Here is a 21804-nt window from a genome sequence, read left to right as displayed (position 1 = left end):
TGAGTGGTGCAATCCATAACAAGCGGCAAACCCGTTTCTTCACCCATTGAAGTAAAAGGATCTGTGAGTTTGAAAAACGGGCAAATCCTTATCGGGAAGGTGAATAAGGTTTTTCCTGACCAAACGGCCGAGGTACAGATTGGCCATCAAAAAATTATTGCCAATCTCGAAATCCCACTACGGACAGGAGAAAGGTACTGGTTTCAAGTGAAGCACCCAATAGAGGGGGGGGCGTGTTAAAAGCTTTAGATTCCCCCGATTTGAACGTTTCCGGCTTAAAGGGAACGGCTGCACAATTGATCGCTCATCTCGGCATGACGCCTGAACCTGCCGCAACGAAGCTTGCCGAATACCTCCTGACAAATCGGCTTCCGATAACCAAGGAAACCTTTCAGTCCGCTTTGCAATGGTTAAAAGCTGCAGAAGCTGTTCTGCCTGTAATAAAATCGATGTTCATTCAGCAACTGCCATTTGTAAAAGATGTATTTGATGCATTATTTACACAGTCCAAAGGTGAACCTTTCCACAAACTACTCAGTGACTTCAAGCAGCAGCTGCAAGATATCGGGGCAGTAACGAGGACGGCCGTCAAGCTTATGGAGGTATTGGACTCTTTACATGTTGTTAAACAGAACCAGCTTCAACAAAATGGTTTGCAAAACCTAGTGGCCACTTGGCTGGATCCCGATTCAACGCCAGAAATGAAATCCGGTGCATTTTCCCTGCTTCAAAAGACGGGTTTAATTCCAAAGGGAATTACAGAATCTGTCTTTCTGAAAAACTTGATGGATGGAGCTGTGGCAAGGTCCGGTATGGCCAAGAATTCAGTGATTGATAAATTACACCAAGGATTGCAGTTACTTTCCGGGGCAAAAAACAGTGCATTTGCAAAAGTTGAAGAGATCGAAACGACCATTAATCGCATATTAAACGGTCATGATCATGAGGGGGCAAACCTGCCAGCTGATATCCACTCGATACAGAGAAAAAACATTTCTGCAGAAAAACTTTCCCCTCTTGCCTTTCAATTACTCCAGAGTGCTTTTACCGAAGCAACAGCTAAAATGGAAAAAGACGGAAAAATAGAAGTGAATGACCTTATAGGCTACTTGAATATGGATACAGAGCAAATAGAGGAGTCGAAGGGTAAGGCGGCTGAATTACTGTTTCAGTCGCTTAATAAGCTTCCTGAGGCCCAATACGTTAGGATTAATGAGAAGCTTGTCATTTCACATGTACTGGAAACTGAGTTTCAAACAATCGATTTCACCAATGGGCCTTCTGTTGCACACCAACTAAAAGAAATGACCAAGGTCCTTGGTCTTCAGCTGGAACATGCACTCATTAATCTTTCTGGAGAAGATATGAAGGAGTTTCCGAATGATTTAGAGACACTTAAACCGCTGCTGCTTAAATTGCTGAATGAGCAAATTCCGGCATCTATCAAGGAGATGGCAGAACAAATCCTAAATCGGATTACTGCGCAACAGATCCTTTCACAGGAAAATGGGCCGATTCAGAATTTGCTCCTGACTCTTCCGATCAATTTGGGATCGATTCAAACGGACCTAACTTTACAATGGAGCGGAAGGAAAACAAAAGATGGTAAAATAGACCCGGATTACTGCAGAGTCCTATTTTATTTAGAATTGGAACGTCTTAAAGAAACGGTCGTCGACATGCAGGTTCAAAATCGAATCATAAAAGTGACGGTCATCAATGGGCATGGTGCGGTCCTTGAAGAGGCAGCCGGTCAATATTTTGACATGCTAAGAGAGAATCTCGGAAAAATGGATTACAGATTATCAGGGGTTTCATTTGTAAAACCCGAGAATGAAAAAGAGCGGGACCTAAGGGTGAAACCGATTCCTTTTTCAGAAGCCGGTCCATATAGCGGAGTGGATATTCGAATATGATAAATGATCAACGAAAAGAAGCCATTGCCTTAAAGTATGATCAAGGAACAAACAAAGCGCCCGTCATATTGGCGAAGGGGAAAGGTAAAACGGCTGAAAATATTCTGGAAGAGGCCATGAAACTGGATATACCGGTCCAGAGGGACGAATCGCTTGCTGCACTGTTAGGTCAATTGGATATAAATCAAACGATTCCGGAAGAATTATATGGAGCAGTTGCAGAGGTATTTGCATTCATTTATAAAGTTGACAAGGATTGAATCGGTAGGATCCTAGTTATCCATGTGATTTCAGCAAATGGAGTTCTGTTGGTTTATGTAGAATATTAGGGAAATTACTAGCTTATTTTCATTATATTAAAAAAATACTAAACTATTTACAAAAGGACAAGGCAATGGCTTTGTCCTTTTGCTTTTATTTAGGATCAGACAAAGGATAACCGTAATTTCTCATAAAAGGATCTCTGAGTCAATATGATGAAAAGGCTTTCATATTAGCGTTTTCACTAGATTTATTACTGTAATGATTCTTTTATGCAATAGAATTTCAGAGCAAAAATAAATGATTTTAATAAGAAAAAAACCAAAGGAAAAGAAGGTTTTTTCCATTTAACATAGGGGTATGGAAGTATATTATAATAATATTTCAAAAATTCCGTGAAAGAAAATTATGCACGAAGGAGAATTTTGTTGTAATATGGTAGAGAAAACACGCATTAAATTTCAAAGTTGTTTTTTAGTAGATAAGGAGGATGGGAAATGAATATCCATGAGTATCAGGGGAAAGAGATATTGCGACAATACGGGGTATCCGTTCCAAATGGCCGGGTTGCCTTTACTGTTGATGAAGCAGTGGAAGCAGCGAAGGAGTTAGGTACGGAAGTTGTTGTCGTAAAAGCTCAAATTCATGCGGGCGGCCGCGGGAAAGCCGGCGGAGTCAAGGTAGCGAAGAATCTTGATGAAGCACGTACATATGCAGAAGAGATTCTTGGCAAGACGTTGGTGACCCATCAAACAGGACCTGCAGGCAAGGAAGTTAAGCGTTTACTTATTGAAGAGGGCTGCGACATTACGAAAGAGTATTATATCGGGCTGGTCCTTGACCGTGCTACGAACAGTGTCGTGTTGATGGCTTCTGAAGAAGGCGGAACGGAAATTGAGGAAGTGGCCGAAAAGACGCCAGAGAAAATTTTCAAAGAAGTAATCGATCCGGTTGTCGGCCTGACTGGCTTCCAAGCACGGAGGATTGCATTCAATATCAATATTCCGGTTTCACTTATAAATAAAGCTTCCAAGCTGATGGTTAACTTATATACTGCTTTCGTTGAAAAAGATTGCTCAATCGCAGAAATCAACCCATTAGTGGTTACGGGCGACGGCAATGTAATGGCACTTGATGCTAAATTGAATTTTGATGATAATGCGATTTACCGCCAAAAAGACATCGCGGAATTCCGTGATTTGGATGAAGAGGATGCAAAAGAGATTGAAGCATCAAAACACGGCCTTAGTTACATATCGCTTGACGGAAATATCGGATGCATGGTTAATGGTGCCGGGCTTGCTATGGCGACGATGGACATCATTAAACATTATATGGGAGATCCGGCTAACTTCCTAGACGTTGGTGGCGGCGCCACTGAGGAAAAAGTGAAAGAGGCTTTCAAAATCATCCTTTCCGATAAAAATGTTAAAGGCATCTTCGTTAATATCTTCGGAGGAATCATGAAATGTGACATCATTGCAACAGGCGTCGTGGCTGCTGCTAAAGAGCTTGGCCTGGATGTCCCTCTTGTTGTTCGTCTTGAAGGAACGAATGTGGACCTTGGCAAAAAGATTCTAAAAGAATCAGGTTTAAATATTACGGCTGCTGAATCAATGGCTGATGGAGCACAAAAAATAGTATCACTTGTAGGATAATAGGCAGGGGGGAACATAATGAGCGTTTATATTAATAAAGATACGAAAGTGATCGTTCAGGGAATCACTGGTGCAACAGCATTATTTCATACAAAACAAATGTTGGAATACGGCACGAAAATCGTTGGAGGAGTCACTCCGGGTAAAGGTGGAACAGAAGCGGAAGGGGTACCTGTATTCAATACAGTTTCCGAAGCTGTCACTGAAACCGGAGCGAATGCTTCCGTTATCTATGTACCGGCGCCATTTGCTGCCGATGCAATTCTGGAAGCCGTAGACGCAGAACTTGATCTTGTCATTTGTATCACGGAACATATTCCTGTCCTGGATATGGTCAAGGTTAAGCGGTACATGGAAGGCAAAAAAACTCGCTTGATCGGACCGAACTGCCCAGGTGTCATTACTCCTGAAGAGTGTAAGATTGGTATCATGCCAGGGTATATCCACAAAAAAGGCCATGTAGGTGTAGTTTCACGTTCTGGAACTTTAACGTACGAAGCCGTTCACCAATTATCGCAAGCAGGCATCGGGCAATCTTCGGCTGTCGGTATCGGTGGGGATCCAGTTAATGGAACGGATTTCATTGACGTATTGAAGGCATTCAATGAAGATCCGGAAACACATGCTGTGATCATGATCGGGGAAATCGGCGGAACGGCAGAAGAAGAAGCAGCAATCTGGGTGAAGGAAAATATGACTAAGCCAGTTGTTGGTTTCATTGGTGGCCGTACGGCTCCTGCCGGTAAACGCATGGGACATGCTGGTGCCATTATCTCAGGAGGAAAAGGAACTGCTGACGAGAAAATCCGCGTTATGAACGAATGTGGAATTAAAGTTGCTGAAACTCCATCCGTAATGGGTGAAACATTGATTTCCGTCTTGAAAGAAAAAGAGATTTACGAACCTTGTAAAACACATTAATTTAAGTTGGGCCGACCTTTTTTTGGGTCGGTCTTATTTTCCTCCAATTTCCTCGGGAGACACCGAGTACATCACTATCAACCTCCCTTTAAAAATATCCGGTTAGGGGCGTTTCACATTGAATAAAAAAGAAAAGTTAATCCACCTCCATCATTGCCGCGGGGCAGGATGGAAATCAATCCAAACAATCATGTCCAAAGACCCGTCATTATCTTCCCTGTTCACGACGGATTACGTTGAATGGGCAAAAATGCTCCCTATCCCTTCAAATAAGCTTAACCTCTTTCTCAAAGATTTACATTCACTCAATACCATCGATAAACTTAAAAATTACGAAGATAGCCAAATCCATTGTTTGACGATCTTCGATGATGGATATCCTTTTTTGCTGAAGCAAATATTCGATCCTCCGTGGGTTCTTTATTATAAAGGTGATAAGAAGCTTTTAACAAGGAAGAATACGCTAGGTGTTGTTGGAACACGTAAGCCAACCTCGTATGGTCTGGAGGCCTTAAAATCGATTCTATTACCGCTTGTAAAGAAAAAGTTCGTGATCATAAGCGGAGTGGCGGCTGGAATCGATGCAGAGTCACATAAGATCACATTAAGGGAAGGCGGAGATACGATTGGGGTTTTGGGAGGGGGGCTTATGCAAATATATCCGAAATCCAATGTTACCCTTGCTGAAGAAATCACCAATAAAGGCCTGCTTATATCTGAGACTCCACCGGAAATGAAGGCGGAACCTTGGATGTTTCCGCTTAGGAATCGGATCATCAGTGGATTATCACAGGGAGTATTTGTGGTCGAGGCAAAAGAAAGAAGCGGTTCTCTTATTACGGCACAAGCTGCTTTGGAACACGGCAGGGAGGTATTTGCGCTTCCTGGCAATGTTACGAGCCAGAAATCAATGGGGACCAATCAATTGATTTCCGATGGTGCCAAACTTGTTTTGAGTTCCAGGCAGATCGAAGAAGAGTTTTGAACAATATAATATAGAAGATAGACGGAGAGTCAAGCATAAAAATAGAAAAAAAGGTGCTTTTTTAGAAGGATGGGTTGAATTATTAGACAAAAAGGTTGAAAATATTGTAAAACTGTTATAAGTTTTGCAAATGGCACCTCTTGTCAAAATACCTATTAATAAATGAATCAGCATGCTTTGAAAAGTAAAGAGGTGTTGACAAATGATTTTTGAATGATTAATAATAGTGAAGATTTATATTACCTCTTTGAGGAGGATTTATTGGATGTCAGAATACTTAGTGATTGTGGAATCGCCCGCAAAGGCGAAAACGATAGAACGTTACTTGGGAAAAAAATATAAAGTAAAGGCTTCCATGGGGCATGTTCGAGATTTGCCTAAAAGTCAAATGGGTGTGGATGTTGAACATGAATATGAACCTAAATATATAACTATCCGCGGCAAAGGCCCGGTTTTAAAAGAATTGAAAACCGCTGCGAAAAAAGCGAAAAAAATCTATCTCGCGGCTGACCCCGACAGGGAAGGGGAAGCCATTGCTTGGCATTTGGCTCACAGTCTTGATGTTGACGTTAACTCGGATTGCCGCGTAGTATTCAACGAGATCACGAAAGAGGCTATCAAAGAATCATTTAAATCGCCGAGGCCAATAAATATGAAATTGGTTGATGCCCAGCAGGCAAGAAGGGTCTTGGATCGTTTAGTCGGATATAATATAAGCCCGCTTTTGTGGAAAAAGGTGAAAAAAGGCTTAAGCGCGGGACGGGTCCAATCGGTTGCTGTACGGATGATCATTGACCGGGAGAAGGAAATCAAAGATTTTATCCCGGAAGAGTATTGGACAATCAAGGCTGATTTTGTAAAAGGAAAAGAACAGTTTGAAGGTTCCTTCTTCAGCCTTGGCGGCGAGAAGAAGGAATTAAATACCGAAGAGGATGTCAAAAAAGTCCTCGCTTCTTTAAATGGCGGCGAATTTACGATAGGAGCTGTGGCCAAAAAGGAAAGAAGGCGCAATCCAGCTGCCCCTTTTACAACTTCTTCCCTGCAACAGGAAGCGGCACGTAAATTGAATTTCCGTGCAAAGAAAACCATGATGCTTGCTCAGCAGCTTTATGAAGGTATCGAGCTTGGCAAGGAAGGTACAGTCGGGTTAATCACTTATATGAGAACCGATTCAACCCGGATTTCCGATGTTGCAAAAGAGGAAGTCCATACCTTTATTCAAAATAATTATGGTAAAGATTATGTTCAGGTTGAACAGCGCAAGGAGAAAAAACAAACTAATGCCCAGGACGCCCATGAAGCAGTCAGGCCAACAAGCACATTACGTGAACCGGGTGTAGTCAAGGAGTTCTTATCCAGAGATCAATTCCGTCTTTATAAATTGATATGGGAACGATTCGTTTCTAGTCAAATGTCTTCGGCGGTCATGGATACGATGAGCATCGACCTGCATAACGGGGATGTTATCTTCAGGGCAAATGGTTCAAAAATTAAATTTCCAGGTTTCATGAAAGTATATGTTGAAGGGTCCGATGACTCGGTGGAAGAAAAGGAAAATGCACTTCCGGATGTGAAAAAAGGAGATCAGTTCTTTTCAAAAGATATCGAGCCGAAGCAGCATTTCACACAGCCTCCGCCCCGATATACTGAAGCCCGTCTTGTCAAAACCCTAGAGGAACTGGGAATAGGCCGTCCTTCTACATATGCCCCTACCTTGGATACGATTCAAAAACGGGGCTATGTTACCTTGGATAATAAACGGTTCATCCCGACAGAGCTTGGTGAGATCGTTCTTGAATTGATACGCGAATTCTTCCCTGATATTCTTGATGCAGAGTTCACTGCGAAGATGGAACAGGAATTCGACAGCGTCGAGGAAGGCAGTATCGAATGGATAAAGGTCATTGATGAATTTTATAAAGAATTTGCAGTTCATCTGGCAAAAGCCGAAGTCGAGATGGAGAAAATTGAAATTAAAGATGAACCTGCTGGTGAAGATTGCGTGGAATGCGGACATGGGATGGTCTTTAAGATGGGGCGTTATGGAAAGTTCATGGCATGCAGTAATTTCCCGGATTGCCGGAACACAAAGCCAATCGTTAAAGAAATAGGTGTCAAGTGCCCAAAATGTAAAGAAGGAAACATCATTGAAAGGAAAAGTAAAAAACGCCGCATATTTTACGGATGTGATACCTACCCTGGATGTGACTTCATATCATGGGATAAACCGCTGCCGCGGAGTTGTCCGAAATGTGAAGGTACACTTGTTGAGAAAAAACTCAAAAAAGGCGTCCAGGTCCAGTGCATGGATTGTGATTTCAAAGAAACGCCCCAAGCATAGAAAAGACCGTGAAATCGTTTACTTTCCCTGTGAACTATCGAAAAACCCTAAATATAAATTGACTCGGCATCTGCCGGGTTTCTTTATGTTCAGGAAAGTATGATATCATGATAATATGTGGATTCGCTTCCAAGAAGAAAATGGATAAAGCTTGAAACTTTTTTATTTAGGCCATGTGATGTAAAATTCAGTGGACAAGTACATTCTTTTAAAGATATAATTCCTATTTGCGTCCGTTACCCTTTTTAGAAAAGATGGATTGCAGGAAGAATGCCGGCTTTGTGGCATATGCTTTAAAATTATCGTTAGCAGGAATGAGTATTTCGGGTATAAATACATAGATATCGTTAAAAATGAAACTTTTATGAAAGTAGTTTTAATGATAAATGATCCTGTCTTATCATATCTATACATGGAGGTTCGAAAAATGAAAGAAACAAAAGTAAGTGTAATCGGTGCTGGGCTTGCTGGAAGTGAAGCGGCGTGGCAGTTAGCTAAAAGAGGAATTAAAGTCGATCTATATGAAATGCGCCCTGTAAAACAAACGCCAGCCCATCATACCGATAAATTCGCTGAACTTGTTTGTTCCAATTCGCTTCGGGCAAATACTTTAACAAATGCAGTTGGTGTATTAAAAGAAGAAATGCGTATACTGGATTCGGTCATCATGTCCGCAGCAGATGCTTGTGCTGTACCGGCTGGCGGTGCTTTAGCTGTTGATCGTCATGAATTTGCCGGTCTTGTTACGGAAAGGGTCAAAAATCATCCCAATGTGACGGTCATTAATGAAGAAGTGACGGAAATTCCGGAAGGTCCTACCGTCATTGCAACCGGTCCGCTTACAAGTCAGTCACTATCTGACAGCTTAAAGCAAATCATGGATGAAGAATACTTATACTTCTATGATGCTGCCGCGCCAATTCTTGAAAAAGACAGCATCAACATGGATAAAGTATATTTGAAATCCCGTTATGATAAAGGGGAAGCAGCTTATTTGAACTGTCCGATGACGGAAGAAGAGTTTGACCGCTTTTATGAAGCATTGATCGCTGCTGAAACAGTACCACTTAAAGAATTCGAAAAGGAAATCTTTTTTGAAGGCTGCATGCCCATTGAAGTGATGGCATCACGTGGGAAGAAAACGATGTTATTTGGTCCATTGAAGCCAGTTGGCTTAGAAGATCCAAAAACGGGAAAACGTCCTTTTGCTGTAGTTCAATTGCGTCAAGATGATGCGGCAGGAACACTTTACAATATTGTTGGTTTTCAGACACATTTGAAATGGGGGCCGCAAAAAGAAGTATTGCAGCTTATACCTGGATTGGAAAATGCGGAAATTGTGCGTTATGGAGTTATGCATCGAAACACATTCATAAACTCACCTAATGTATTGAAGCCTACGTATCAATTCAAGAATCGGGATGATTTATTCTTTGCCGGTCAGATGACTGGTGTCGAAGGGTATGTAGAATCTGCTGCGTCAGGACTTGTTGCAGGTATCAATGCTGCAAGGATCGTTCAAGGATTGGAGCCTATCATATTCCCTGCGGAGACGACGATGGGCAGCATGGCAAGGTACATAACGTCGACAAATGGTAAGAGCTTCCAACCGATGAATGCCAACTTTGGATTGCTTCCAGACCTAGAAGTGAGAATCAAATCCAAAAAAGAGCGGAACGAAACGCATGCTAAACGCGCTTTGGACACAATTCAGAACTTTGCGAAAAATTTGTGAAATATTTGCCTGCTGTTTTAAAGTATGATACTATTTATTAGCCTTTGCGAGGTGTTTCCATGATTAATCAAAAAAAGGCATTATCATCCTTCATCGAATATTTACAGATTGAAAAAAACAGTTCACAATACACCATTGAAAATTACAAACGTGATATTCACGAATTTTTTCTGTTCCTTAATGAACAGGGCATTGAGGATATCACGTCCGTTGAATATTTTGATGTCCGGTTATATTTAACGAATTTATATGAGAAAAACCTTTCGAAGCGCACTGTAGCAAGAAAGACTTCTTGCTTGCGGAGCCTTTATAGATTTTTACTACGTGAAGGTGATGTGAAAGATAACCCTTTTTCTTTGGCTTCTTTACCTAAAAAGGATCAAAGACTGCCACGTTTTCTTTATGAGAAGGAAATGAATCAGTTGTTTTCTGCTTTAAAGAAGGATTCACCGATAGGAATAAGGAACAATGCCTTACTTGAATTATTGTATGCTACAGGAATTCGTGTAAGTGAATGTTGTGAGATTAAACTGCAGGATATCGATCTTTCCTTAGGGACGGTACTGATCCATGGAAAAGGAAAAAAGGATCGCTACGTTCCGGTTGGTAGTTATGCACAGGAAGCGATAGATTTATACATACGTACAGCCAGGATGGAATTGACTTCGTCTGACGCCAAGGCGCATGTTTATTTATTTGTTAATTTTCGTGGAGACCCTCTGACACCTAGGGGAGTTCGCTATATATTGAATGAATTGATTAAAAAGTCAGCCGCAGATGGAAGTCTTCATCCCCATATGCTAAGGCATTCGTTTGCTACACACCTATTGAATAATGGGGCGGACATTCGCACGGTTCAAGAGTTGCTTGGTCATTCTAAAATTTCATCAACGCAAGTGTATACGCATGTTACAAAAGACCAATTGAAAAAAGTCTACAATGCATCACATCCGCGGCCTTAAATGTTGAAAGGGGACACTTTATGACAACGATATTTGCAGTGCATCATAAAGGTGAATGTGCCATGTCCGGTGATGGGCAGGTTACTTTAGGAAATTCAGTAGTGATGAAGCATACGGCGAGGAAAGTAAGAAAAATCTTTAATGGTAATGTCCTTGCAGGTTTTGCAGGTTCCGTTGCAGATGCATTCACTTTATTTGAGATGTTCGAAGCTAAACTTGAAGAGTATAATGGCAATCTTCAGCGCGCTGCCGTCGAAATGGCAAAGCAATGGAGAAGTGACAATGTATTGAGAAAGCTGGAAGCCATGCTAGTCGTGATGGATAAGAACCATTTGCTGCTCGTTTCTGGCACCGGGGAAGTAATTGAACCGGATGACGGGATTCTCGCCATAGGATCGGGTGGGAATTATGCACTGGCTGCCGGAAGGGCATTAATGCGGTTTTCCAGTGACCATTTATCGGCAAAGGAAATCGCCCAATCATCTTTACAAATTGCAGCGGAAATTTGTGTATTTACGAATACGAATATAATCGTGGAAGAGTTGTAAGGAGGAGCGCAAATGTCAAAAAAAGCTAATTTAACACCGAGGCAAATCGTTGAAAAACTGGATCAATATATCGTAGGGCAGCGTGAGGCAAAACGGGCAGTGGCAGTGGCTCTTCGGAATCGCTACCGACGTTCCCTTCTCTCGGATCAACTTCGTGATGAAGTCGTTCCGAAGAATATATTAATGATTGGACCGACAGGCGTTGGGAAAACAGAAATAGCTCGGAGAATGGCTAAATTGGTAGGTGCTCCTTTTGTAAAAGTTGAAGCAACGAAATTTACGGAAGTCGGGTATGTCGGCCGGGATGTTGAGTCGATGGTTCGTGATTTGGTGGAGACTTCCGTCCGCCTCGTGAAGGAAGAAAAGATGGCCAGCGTAAAGGAGCGGGCAGAAGAAAATGCAAATCGCCGCTTAATAGAACTTTTAGTGCCATCAACAAAAAAACAGAGTAATTTCAAGAATCCTCTTGAAGTTTTTTTTGGAGGCAATAACAATCAAGACGAACAGGATACGGAAGAAAATTCCGAAGATTTAAGTTTGCAGGAAAAAAGAAAAATCGTCGCTGAAAAGCTGGCTAATGGTGAGTTAGAAAGTGAAATGATAACGGTCGAAGTGGAAGAACAGGCTGCTTCGATGTTTGATATGCTCCAAGGTTCGGGAATGGAACAAATGGGGATGAACATGCAGGACGCTTTAGGAAGCTTGATGCCGAAAAAAAGCAAGAAGCGCAAATTGAAAGTAAGTGAAGCAAGAACCGTTTTAACAAATGAAGAAGCGGCAAAATTGATTGATATGGATGAAGTCACTTCCGATGCAGTATACGGGGCTGAGCAAAATGGGATTATCTTCATCGATGAAATAGACAAAATTGCCAGTAAGCAATCTGGAAGTTCATCAGCGGATGTATCAAGAGAGGGTGTCCAAAGGGATATCCTGCCAATTGTTGAAGGTTCGACAGTAGTGACTAAATATGGTTCAGTTAAAACGGATCATGTCTTATTCATTGCTGCAGGGGCCTTTCACATGGCTAAGCCATCCGACCTTATCCCTGAATTACAAGGTAGATTCCCAATTCGTGTAGAATTGAACAAACTGACTGTAGATGACTTTGTACGGATTCTTCATGAACCGGATAATGCTTTGTTAAAACAATATGTTGCTTTATTAGAAACTGAAGGTATAGAAATTGAATTTTCTGACGATGCTGTTCGTAAGATAGCTGAAGTGGCCTTCGAAGTAAATCAAAACACAGACAATATTGGTGCAAGAAGACTTCATACCATTTTGGAACGGTTGCTTGAAGACTTATCTTTTGAAGCTCCGGAAATAACGATGGAGAAGATTACAATTACGCCCCAATATGTCGAAGGTAAGCTTGGTTCTATCGCCCGGAACAAAGATTTAAGCCAGTTTATCCTTTAATTAAGAAACAATCTTGGCAATGAACATAAAATTACGGAAATACAACTTCATAGTTATTGTGAACCATGGTATTTTTAGGAGGAACAAATCAAATGAACTTATTAGCAAAAACAAGAAAAATCAATGCAATGCTTCAAAAAGCAGCAGGTAAAGCAGTTAACTTCAAGGAAATGGCTGAAAGTTTAAGTGAAGTTATCGAAGCGAATGTATTCGTCGTCAGCCGCCGCGGGAAATTACTTGGCATAGCGGTAAGTCAGCAAATTGAAAACGAACGCATGTACAAAATGTTGGAAGATAAACAATTCCCTGAAGAGTACACAAAAAACCTGTTCAATATTCCTGAAACCTCTTCGAATCTTGATATCGAAAGCGAATATACTGCTTTCCCAGTCGAAAACAAAGAGCTTTTCGCAACTGGATTAACGACGATCGTACCGATTATGGGTGGGGGAGAACGTTTAGGAACATTGGTTCTTGCCCGATTACAAGAAAAATTTCATGATGATGATTTAATTTTGGCTGAATATGGTGCGACTGTAGTCGGCATGGAAATCCTGCGTGAAAAATCTGAAGAGATAGAAGAAGAAGCTCGTAGTAAAGCTGTCGTTCAAATGGCAATTTCCTCGTTATCTTACAGCGAATTGGAAGCGATTGAGCACATTTTTGAGGAGCTTAAAGGTAATGAAGGTCTGCTTGTAGCATCCAAAATTGCAGACCGTGTCGGCATCACCCGTTCCGTTATCGTAAATGCCCTACGGAAACTGGAAAGTGCCGGAGTCATTGAATCCCGCTCACTAGGAATGAAAGGTACTTATATCAAAGTATTGAACGATAAATTCCTTCTTGAATTAGAAAAGCTTAAAAATAATTAACATACTAAAAAAGCAGTCCTTTAAAAAGGGCTGCTTTTTTTTGTGGTATTTGGATCTGTTGCTTTCTGGGACTAATAAGCAAAAGCGGGTGAATGTCAGGGGGAGAAAGGAAAAAGAGGTAATTCGAATTAAATGGAAATGTGAATATAGGCTTGATTTCTATTAGAATTGAAAAAATAGTTAAATTTTTCTTAAAAAGCGTAATTATATTATTATAACTGTTGTAATAGTGAAAATGAACGATGTTGTAACTTTTTGATTACTAAAACTCTATGGATAACGGTTTTAAGCCATTAGGGAATTTTGTCGAATGAATCAGCGTTTTGAAAAAAACGTTTTTTTTAAAAGGCAGTAATCCTTTGTTTTCTTATAAATCCTTTAATTAAAAGGGTAAAATCAACTAAAATGAAATAATTAATAGAAAGTAAATGTGAAAATTAGTTCTAAAGTATCAGGTATATAGGTTTGTTTTTCGATATGATATAAAAGCCAATAGAAGTAAAATTTGGTTAATATGTAGAATATCATATTAAAATGTAATATTAACCATGTAATCAAACTGAGAAAAACGACAAATTTAAACAATATGTGACAATTTCCGACGATAATAGGTCTAAAGTCTATGTGTTGTTTATGGACATAGTTATAATGTTTCTTTAAAATTAAAACGTAAATGCACTGGGTTAATTTATTGATAATGTAATTATCTGTTTATTATAGAAAGAGGTGATCGATATGGAGTTATTTTCAAATACTTTTCAATCACTAGAAAATGCCCTTAATTATTCTAATGTAAAACAAAAAGTCATTTCACAGAACATAGCCAATTCGGATACGCCTAATTATAAAGCCAAAGAGGTCAACAAAACGCAGTCCTTTAAGGCAGAGCTGGAATCTTCCCTGGAGTCATATCGTACCGATGAACGGCATTTTACTTTCAAGTCAGAGGGGAGTCATGCTTCTCAGATCGTGACGCAGAAAAATGTCCGATATAACAATAATGGAAATAGCGTGGACGTTGATAAGGAAATGACGGAGCTTGCAGCCAATCAGATTTATTATAATGCAGTAACCGACAGGCTTTCAGGTAAGTTTCAATCATTGCAGAATGTATTTAGAGGAGGTAAGTGATGGGAATCTTCCAAAGTATAAACATGACCGGATCCAGCTTGACGAGTCAAAGGGTAAGGATGGATGTAATCTCTGCTAATATGGCTAATGCCGATACGACCAGGGCGGAATATGACGCCGAGTCTAAAACATGGAAGCCGTACATAAGAAAATCGGTTGTGCTGCAAAGTAAGGAAAACGGTTTTTCAAGTTTCTTAAACGCAGCATCCCAAAAAACGAGCGAGGTAGGGAATGGAGTGAAGGTGACTGGAATAGTAAAAGATAAAACACCTTTTGAACTGGATTACAATCCCGAACATCCTGATGCCAATGAAGATGGTTATGTTGAAATGCCAAATGTCGATCCGCTTCGGGAGATGGTTGATTTAATGAGTGTCACACGTTCATACGAAGCAAATGTGACAGTTTTAAATGCATCAAAGGGAATGATGATGAAAGCTTTGGAAATTGGAAAATAAAAGTTTGAAAGGAGATTGTTGATATGGAGAGGATTTCTCTTTCTGCAGTGAACAATGCAAGTAATGTATTGAAAAAAAATCATACCAATACTAATACACCATACGAAGCACAGCGAAATTTTGCGTCGGTATTAAAAGAATCAATGAATAAAGTTAACGAAACACAAGTGTCATCAGATGATCTTACAACCAAATTGGTTAATGGAGAGGATGTTGAGCTTCACTCGGTGATGATAGCTTCACAAAAAGCCAGCGTTACCATGCAGGCTACATTAGAGGTTCGGAATAAGATTGTGGAAGCCTACCAAGAAATGATGAGAATGAGTATATAGCATTCATTTTTTAACCTCATTATATAGAGAAAAATGACTAGGGGGAAAAATACCCCAATCATAAATTCATAGACTGACCGGGGGATTTAAATGAATGAAGTACTAGTGAATTTTAATAACAAAATAGCTGCTTATTGGATGGGCCGCAGTAAAAAACAAAAATTCATGATGATTGGTTCAGCAGCATTAATTATCATCATCATTACGGCAGTTTCAATTTTAACCACGCGTACGACGCTGGTGCCCTTATATTCCAACTTAACTCCATCGGAAACGGGGAGCATTAAAGAAAATTTAGACAGTCAAGGGATTATGAATGAAATTTCTGAAAATGGAACGACCATAAAAGTTCCAGAAGAAAAACTGGATTCACTTAAGGTGGAACTGGCAGCAGAAGGTATTCCGGAATCTGGCAGAATCGACTATTCCTTTTTTAGTCAAAGTGCTGGAATCGGAATGACTGAAAATGAATTCAATATCATTAAACTGGATTCGATGCAAACGGAATTGGCCAGTTTAATAAAAAAGATTGATGGAGTAGAAGATGCCAGTGTTATGATCACTCTTCCTGATAAAGGAGTTTTTGTCAGTGATTCAGCTGGGGAAGCTTCAGCATCCATTGTATTGAATACGAAGCCCGGCTATAAATTTGAAGAAAGTCAAATCAATTCCCTTTATCATCTGGTCTCAAAAAGTGTTCCGAATCTCCCTACAGATAATATCGTCATTATGAACCAAGAGTTTGAGTACTTCGATCTTGAAAATGAAAATTCTTCTTTCGCTTCCGCATTTGCCACCCAAAATGAAATAAAAAAAGAAATAGAACGTGATATTCAAAGACAGGTGCAAAATATGCTTGGAACGATTATGGGGAGAGACAAAGTGGTTGTTTCAGTCACTACAGACATTGATTTTACTCAGGAAAATCGGGAAGAGAATTTAGTTGAACCGGTCGATGAAGAAAATATGGCTGGAATTGAGATTTCTGCGCAAAGGATCAATGAATCGTATAGTGGGGACGCAGCAGGTGCAGGAGGCGTTCCGCAAAGTGAGGATTCCTCAGATTCATTGGGATCCAGTTACGTTGAAGGCACAAACGGATCCGGTGATTATGAAAAAGTGGATGAAACGATAAATAGTGAAGTGAACCGAATCAAGAAGGAAATAGTCGAAAGCCCATATAAAGTTAAAGATTTAGGTATTCAGGTCATGGTCGAACCGCCCACCGCTGACGATCCGAATTCTTTATCTCAACAGAGTGTGGAGGATATTACACAAATCCTTGGTACGATAATACGCACGACAATCGAGAAAAAAGCTGAAGGGGAAGAACTGACGGACGAGGAGCTTAATAATAAAATTGCGATTTCCGTCCAGCCGTTTAACGGAAAAATGACGTTGCAAAAAGGTGAAGTGAATCCTTCGTTACCAATATGGGCATACATCGTAGGCGGAGTGCTAATTCTTGCCATTATCATTCTCTTAATCTTGTTCCTCCGATCCCGAAAGCAAGCTGAAATGGAAGAGAAGTACGTGGTTGAAGAGGAAGAAGTCGTATTCGATGTTCCGGATTTGAACAAAGAGAAGGAAACGGAAGCATTTTTAAAAAGAAAACAACTGGAGAAGCTTGCAAAAGAAAAGCCGGATGAATTTGCAAAATTATTAAGAAGCTGGATAGCAGAAGACTAGGAGGCTTTAGAAAGTGACAGATAGAAAAAAAAAGGCCGGATTGACTGGTAAACAGAAAGCTGCCATCCTCCTTATTTCCTTAGGCCCGGATGTTTCTGCATCCGTATATAAGCATCTTTCTGAACAGGAAATTGAGAGATTGACCCTTGAAATTTCGGGAGTGAGAAAAGTGAACTCCCATGATAAAGAAGAAATTCTGGAAGAATTCCATAATATTGCTTTAGCACAGGATTACATCTCGCAGGGCGGGATAGGATATGCGAAGCAGGTACTTGAAAAGGCATTAGGTAATGATCAGGCAACAGCCATCATTAACCGCTTAACATCATCCTTGCAGGTTCGGCCATTCGACTTTGCCCGAAAGGCAGATCCTGGACAGATCCTGAATTTCATCCAGAACGAGCATCCGCAGACCATTGCATTAATCTTGTCTTATCTTGATCCCACACAGGCTGGACAAATATTGTCTGAACTTCCGCAAGAGGTGCAGGCAGATATTGCAAGAAGGATTGCTTTAATGGATAGCACTTCTCCGGAAATCATCAATGAAGTGGAGCAAATACTCGAAAGGAAACTTTCTGCGACTGTAACCCAAGATTATACACAGACAGGTGGAGTGGAAGCTGTAGTAGATGTGTTGAATGGTGTTGACCGCTCAACGGAAAGAACGATTTTGGATGCACTTGAAATCCAAGATCCGGAGCTTGCTGAGGAAATCAAGAAAAGAATGTTTGTTTTTGAAGATATCGTGACCCTTGATGGCAGAGCGATTCAGCGAGTAGTCAGGGAATCTGATAACGAAGATCTTAAACTTTCTCTTAAAGTGGCTAGTGATGAAGTGAAGGAAATCGTTTTTCGAAACATGTCAAAACGTATGGTTGAAACCTTCCAGGAAGAAATGGAATATATGGGGCCAGTACGATTGCGGGATGTAGAAGAAGCACAATCAAGAATTGTTGCCGTCATTCGTCGTCTGGAAGAAACTGGAGATATCGTGATTGCCCGCGGCGGAGGGGATGATATCATTGTCTAGGATTATCAAATCCCAGCAGGCTAACCAGGAGAAAAGCAAAAAGATTGCAATAAAAGTCCGCCCTTTCGACTTTCCTCAAAATGATGATGCAGATGAGCGGAAAAACCGTCATTATATTCAATCTGATGAATTTCTCAATAATGCTAAACAGGAAGCGGAAACGTTATTGCTCGAAGCTAAACAAAAAGCCCAAGCAATTGCTGCAAAAATCCAGCAAGACCGAGAACAATGGGAGAATCAAGAAAAAGCAATGTTTATAGAACAAGCTCAAAAAGAAGGGTATCAGCAGGGAGTCGAAGATGGGATCCAAAAGGGTTATAACGAGATTGCAGCGGAAATAGCCTTCGCAAAAGAAGTGGTAGAGTCCTCTAAAAAAGATTATCGGCACAATATCGAATCATCTGAAACCGTTATTCTGAATCTTGCCCTGAAGGTGGCAGAGAAAATTATCGGGCAACAGCTTGAAAAAGATGAAGAGTCTTTTTTATCCATAGTCAAAAGAGCCATCAAAGAGGTGAGGGATTACCGTGAAGTGCAATTACATATCCATCCGATCCAATATCAATCGATTCTTTCTCATAAAGATGAGTTGATGGCAATCTTTCCGAAAAATACTGAGTTGTATATCTTTCCGGATGATGAGCTGGATTTAGGCAGCTGTATCATCGAATCCGAAAACGGAAGGATGGACGCCAGTGTCGACAGTCAGCTGCAGGAAATCAAATTGAAACTAACTGAATTGCTTGAAGGGGAGTAAAGATGAAAACTAGAGACCTATTGCCCTTAGTTGATGAAGTTGATCCATTCAAACACTATGGACGAATCAAACGTGTCGTGGGGCTAATGATAGAATCTCAAGGCCCTGAAAGCTCTGTAGGTGATGTTTGTTATATCTATACAGGTATACAAAAAAAGAAAAATCGAATCTTAGCTGAAGTTGTCGGTTTCCGTGATGAAATGGTTATTTTAATGCCATTTACAGCAGTTAGTGATATTGCACCGGGTTGTATCGTGGAAGGGAGCGGACGGAGCCTTGAGGTAAAGGTGGGAAGCGGGCTAATTGGCAAAGTAGTCGATCCATTGGGACATCCCATTGATGACTCACTGCTTCCAAAAGGTCTCGCGACAATTTCTGTGGATCAAGATCCGCCGAATCCGATGAAACGTCCTCCCATTAATGAACCGATAGATGTAGGAGTTCGGGTGATTGATAGTTTATTAACAGTTGGAAAAGGACAGCGTGTTGGTATCTTTGCAGGGAGCGGTGTCGGGAAAAGCACGTTGCTTGGTATGGTAGCAAGGAATACGACGGCTGACTTAAACGTAATCGCTCTTATTGGAGAACGTGGCCGTGAAGTTCGAGAATTCATTGAGAAAGATCTTGGACCAGAAGGGCTGGCACGATCAATCGTTGTAGTGGCAACATCTGACCAGCCAGCGTTGATGCGGATAAAGGGTGCATTGACGGCAACTGCCATCGCGGAATATTTTCGTGATAAGGGATTGAATGTGATGCTGATGATGGATTCGGTCACGAGGGTTGCGATGGCCCAGAGGGAAATTGGGCTTGCTATCGGGGAACCGCCGACGACCAAAGGATATACGCCATCCGTTTTTGCCATCCTTCCAAGGTTACTCGAAAGAACGGGAACAAATCAGTTGGGTACCATTACAGCTTTTTATACGGTACTAGTCGACGGTGATGATATGAATGAACCGATTGCTGATGCTGTCAGGGGAATTTTGGATGGTCACTTCATACTAGACCGTAACTTGGCCAATAAAGGACAGTTTCCAGCGCTCAATGTATTAAAGAGCATTAGTCGCGTCATGAATAATATTGTTGGTGACAAGCATAAGAACGCCGCAGAAAAATTGCGGGCAAATTTATCAACCTATATGGAGTCGGAAGATTTGATTAATATAGGAGCTTATAAGAAGGGTTCTTCCAAACAAATTGATAACTCGATTACAAGCTATCCGGAAATCATTTCATTTTTGAAGCAAGGAACCCATGAAAAAGCTTCCAAAGAAAATAGTATCAACGTCCTTGTCGAATTGATGGAGAAAGGTGATTAATAATGATTTATCAATATAAATTCGAGAAGATCCTGACCATCAAAGAAAAAGAAAAAACCGATGCACTAGCTAAATATAATGCTGCTTTAAAAAAATTTGAAGAAGTGGCAGAAAAGTTATATAAGCTTTTAAAGAAAAAAGAAGAGTTGCTTGAGTTTCAACAGGAAAAGCTGCGAAATGGATTATCCGTTCAGGAAATTCGTCATCATCAGTTATTTATGGACAACTTGGAAAAACTCTTAAGCCACTGTCAACAAGAAGTCATTGAAGCGCGATACAAGATGAATAATCAACGGGATATATTAATGGAAAGAAATATCGAGGTTAAAAAGTACGAGAAAATGAAAGAAAATGGTTTTCTTAAATTCCTCGATGTCATTAAGGAAGCTGAGAACAAACAAATGGATGGCATATCTATCCGGCAATTCTTAAGCAAAGGCGTAAGGTGATGGGATGCGTAAAAAAAGTGAATCTAATGGATTGGAAGAATTGAAAGAAAGCAAGATAAGTAAGTTTCAATGGTTTCTTGTCATCTTCATTCCATTGATCTTTGCGGTAACTGTAGCGTTGATCGTTTTTACAGTTGCAGGGGTGAATGTAGTGGAAAAGGCAAAGGAATTGTCTGCGAAAATACCCTTCACTGAATCGGATCAAAAGGATGAAGAGAAAGGGAAACCAGCCAAGAATGATGAGAAAGTTTCCATGAAACTCGAAAAATTAGAAACCGAGATTGAAAACAAGGAAAAAGAGATAGAAAAGCTTGAGGGCATCATTGATACACGTGACAAGGCCATTGCAAAGGCAGAAGCGGAAAAACAGCAGCTTCAAACGGAAATGAATCAACTTAGGGATAGTCAGAATAATAGTAAACAAGCGTTTAAAGATATAATCCGTACTTATGAAACGATGGCTCCCAAGAAGGCTGCACCTATCATTATGGAAATGAAAGACGAAGATGCAGTGGAGATTCTCTCTAGTATGAAAGCAGCCACTTTAGCTAAGGTTTTGGAGCAAATGACAACGGCTGATGCTGCAAGGTTAACGAAGAAACTAACGGAACAAAGTTCTTAAGTGGAAAGAGTGAGGAGGTGAATATATGAATTCAGCGATTAATTCTTTACTTGCCTTGGCATCATTAGGTCTAAAGGTACCAATTAAGCCAAAGCATCAAACTGATTCAGGGTTTGGTTCAGTCCTTCAATCAGCCATTGGGACAGAACCTCCCATTCCATCGGATATAAGCGCCATCACTGAAGGACGAATGTCTGTAATAAAGGATTTGCTTGTTTTTTTGAACTTGAAAGGCTATGTGAAACAGGGGAAGAGAGAGTTGCCGAAGCCCCTTCTGTAAACCAACAAGATAACAACCTAATTTTACAGGTCCTAAAAAATGTAGCCGGAAATGATGAGGGTGCCCTTGATGATTTCTTTGGGAGCATCGAAGATCTGGATTTAGAACAA

Annotated in this window: 22 protein-coding genes; all 22 read left to right on the top strand. The window is 40.6% G+C overall.

The window, feature by feature from the left end; translation table 11 throughout:
* Positions 1–6: 6 nt before the first annotated feature.
* The 22 genes from ACFX4I_RS03780 (at position 7) to ACFX4I_RS03675 (ending at position 21694) form a co-directional block, all read left to right on the top strand.
* On the top strand, positions 7–240 hold the full coding sequence (locus ACFX4I_RS03780; protein WP_377419253.1) for a hypothetical protein: 234 nt from the start codon (positions 7–9) through the stop codon (positions 238–240).
* The gene (locus ACFX4I_RS03775) at positions 234–1916 is read left to right on the top strand and encodes a hypothetical protein (RefSeq protein ID WP_377419251.1); all 1683 of its coding nucleotides are present in this window, start codon (positions 234–236) and stop codon (positions 1914–1916) included. The genes ACFX4I_RS03780 and ACFX4I_RS03775 overlap by 7 nt, the downstream gene beginning before the upstream one ends.
* The gene (locus tag ACFX4I_RS03770; protein ID WP_377419249.1) at positions 1913–2176 is read left to right on the top strand and encodes an EscU/YscU/HrcU family type III secretion system export apparatus switch protein; all 264 of its coding nucleotides are present in this window, start codon (positions 1913–1915) and stop codon (positions 2174–2176) included. The genes ACFX4I_RS03775 and ACFX4I_RS03770 overlap by 4 nt, the downstream gene beginning before the upstream one ends.
* A 498-nt stretch (positions 2177–2674) precedes the next feature.
* Positions 2675–3835, top strand: a complete 1161-nt coding sequence (gene sucC, locus ACFX4I_RS03765; RefSeq protein ID WP_230301361.1) for an ADP-forming succinate--CoA ligase subunit beta — start codon at positions 2675–2677, stop codon at positions 3833–3835.
* An 18-nt stretch (positions 3836–3853) separates the two neighbouring features.
* Complete coding sequence (sucD, locus tag ACFX4I_RS03760; RefSeq protein ID WP_192204013.1) at positions 3854–4756, top strand: succinate--CoA ligase subunit alpha; 903 nt, start codon at positions 3854–3856, stop codon at positions 4754–4756.
* Positions 4757–4874: 118 nt separating this feature from the next.
* Positions 4875–5741, top strand: a complete 867-nt coding sequence (gene dprA, locus ACFX4I_RS03755) for a DNA-processing protein DprA (protein ID WP_377419247.1) — start codon at positions 4875–4877, stop codon at positions 5739–5741.
* Positions 5742–6006: 265 nt separating this feature from the next.
* Positions 6007–8082: a type I DNA topoisomerase gene (gene topA, locus ACFX4I_RS03750; RefSeq protein WP_230301359.1), complete on the top strand. Its 2076-nt coding sequence runs from the start codon at positions 6007–6009 to the stop codon at positions 8080–8082.
* Between the two features lie 427 nt (positions 8083–8509).
* Positions 8510–9817 (top strand): FADH(2)-oxidizing methylenetetrahydrofolate--tRNA-(uracil(54)-C(5))-methyltransferase TrmFO, encoded by a 1308-nt coding sequence (gene trmFO, locus ACFX4I_RS03745; protein ID WP_230301358.1) that lies wholly within the window; start codon positions 8510–8512, stop codon positions 9815–9817.
* Positions 9818–9876: 59 nt separating this feature from the next.
* On the top strand, positions 9877–10779 hold the full coding sequence (xerC, locus tag ACFX4I_RS03740) for a tyrosine recombinase XerC (RefSeq protein ID WP_230301357.1): 903 nt from the start codon (positions 9877–9879) through the stop codon (positions 10777–10779).
* A gap of 20 nt (positions 10780–10799) precedes the next feature.
* Complete coding sequence (gene hslV / locus ACFX4I_RS03735; RefSeq protein ID WP_048684874.1) at positions 10800–11327, top strand: HslVU peptidase proteolytic subunit; 528 nt, start codon at positions 10800–10802, stop codon at positions 11325–11327.
* Between the two features lie 12 nt (positions 11328–11339).
* On the top strand, positions 11340–12749 hold the full coding sequence (gene hslU / locus ACFX4I_RS03730; protein WP_230301356.1) for an ATP-dependent protease ATPase subunit HslU: 1410 nt from the start codon (positions 11340–11342) through the stop codon (positions 12747–12749).
* Positions 12750–12841: 92 nt separating this feature from the next.
* Complete coding sequence (gene codY / locus ACFX4I_RS03725) at positions 12842–13621, top strand: GTP-sensing pleiotropic transcriptional regulator CodY (protein WP_057278408.1); 780 nt, start codon at positions 12842–12844, stop codon at positions 13619–13621.
* A gap of 735 nt (positions 13622–14356) precedes the next feature.
* Positions 14357–14752: a flagellar basal body rod protein FlgB gene (gene flgB, locus ACFX4I_RS03720; protein WP_377419244.1), complete on the top strand. Its 396-nt coding sequence runs from the start codon at positions 14357–14359 to the stop codon at positions 14750–14752.
* Positions 14752–15210, top strand: coding sequence for a flagellar basal body rod protein FlgC (gene flgC, locus ACFX4I_RS03715; RefSeq protein ID WP_309519248.1), 459 nt, complete (start codon positions 14752–14754; stop codon positions 15208–15210). Before flgB ends, flgC begins: the two co-directional genes overlap by 1 nt.
* Before the next feature lie 23 nt (positions 15211–15233).
* The gene (gene fliE, locus ACFX4I_RS03710) at positions 15234–15542 is read left to right on the top strand and encodes a flagellar hook-basal body complex protein FliE (protein WP_377419242.1); all 309 of its coding nucleotides are present in this window, start codon (positions 15234–15236) and stop codon (positions 15540–15542) included.
* A gap of 90 nt (positions 15543–15632) precedes the next feature.
* Positions 15633–17231 (top strand): flagellar basal-body MS-ring/collar protein FliF, encoded by a 1599-nt coding sequence (gene fliF, locus ACFX4I_RS03705; protein WP_377419240.1) that lies wholly within the window; start codon positions 15633–15635, stop codon positions 17229–17231.
* 13 nt (positions 17232–17244) lie between these two features.
* On the top strand, positions 17245–18264 hold the full coding sequence (gene fliG, locus ACFX4I_RS03700; protein ID WP_377419238.1) for a flagellar motor switch protein FliG: 1020 nt from the start codon (positions 17245–17247) through the stop codon (positions 18262–18264).
* A complete protein-coding gene (gene fliH, locus ACFX4I_RS03695) occupies positions 18257–19021 on the top strand; it encodes a flagellar assembly protein FliH (RefSeq protein WP_377419236.1) in 765 nt (254 codons plus the stop codon). Before fliG ends, fliH begins: the two co-directional genes overlap by 8 nt.
* Positions 19022–19023: 2 nt before the next feature.
* Complete coding sequence (fliI, locus tag ACFX4I_RS03690; RefSeq protein ID WP_377419234.1) at positions 19024–20343, top strand: flagellar protein export ATPase FliI; 1320 nt, start codon at positions 19024–19026, stop codon at positions 20341–20343.
* Between the two features lie 2 nt (positions 20344–20345).
* Complete coding sequence (gene fliJ, locus ACFX4I_RS03685; protein WP_377419232.1) at positions 20346–20792, top strand: flagellar export protein FliJ; 447 nt, start codon at positions 20346–20348, stop codon at positions 20790–20792.
* A gap of 4 nt (positions 20793–20796) precedes the next feature.
* Positions 20797–21414 carry a MotE family protein gene (locus tag ACFX4I_RS03680; protein ID WP_377419230.1) on the top strand — a complete coding sequence of 206 codons (618 nt, stop codon included), beginning with the start codon at positions 20797–20799 and terminating at the stop codon, positions 21412–21414.
* Positions 21415–21439: 25 nt separating this feature from the next.
* The gene (locus tag ACFX4I_RS03675; protein ID WP_377419228.1) at positions 21440–21694 is read left to right on the top strand and encodes a hypothetical protein; all 255 of its coding nucleotides are present in this window, start codon (positions 21440–21442) and stop codon (positions 21692–21694) included.
* The last annotated feature ends 110 nt before the right edge of the window (positions 21695–21804 follow it).

The organism is Peribacillus sp. YIM B13472 (assembly GCF_042788005.1).
GTDB lineage: Bacteria > Bacillota > Bacilli > Bacillales > DSM-1321 > Peribacillus > Peribacillus simplex_E.
The sequence above is the reverse complement of the archived record's forward strand: the minus strand, read 5'-3'. Positions and strand labels throughout refer to the sequence as shown.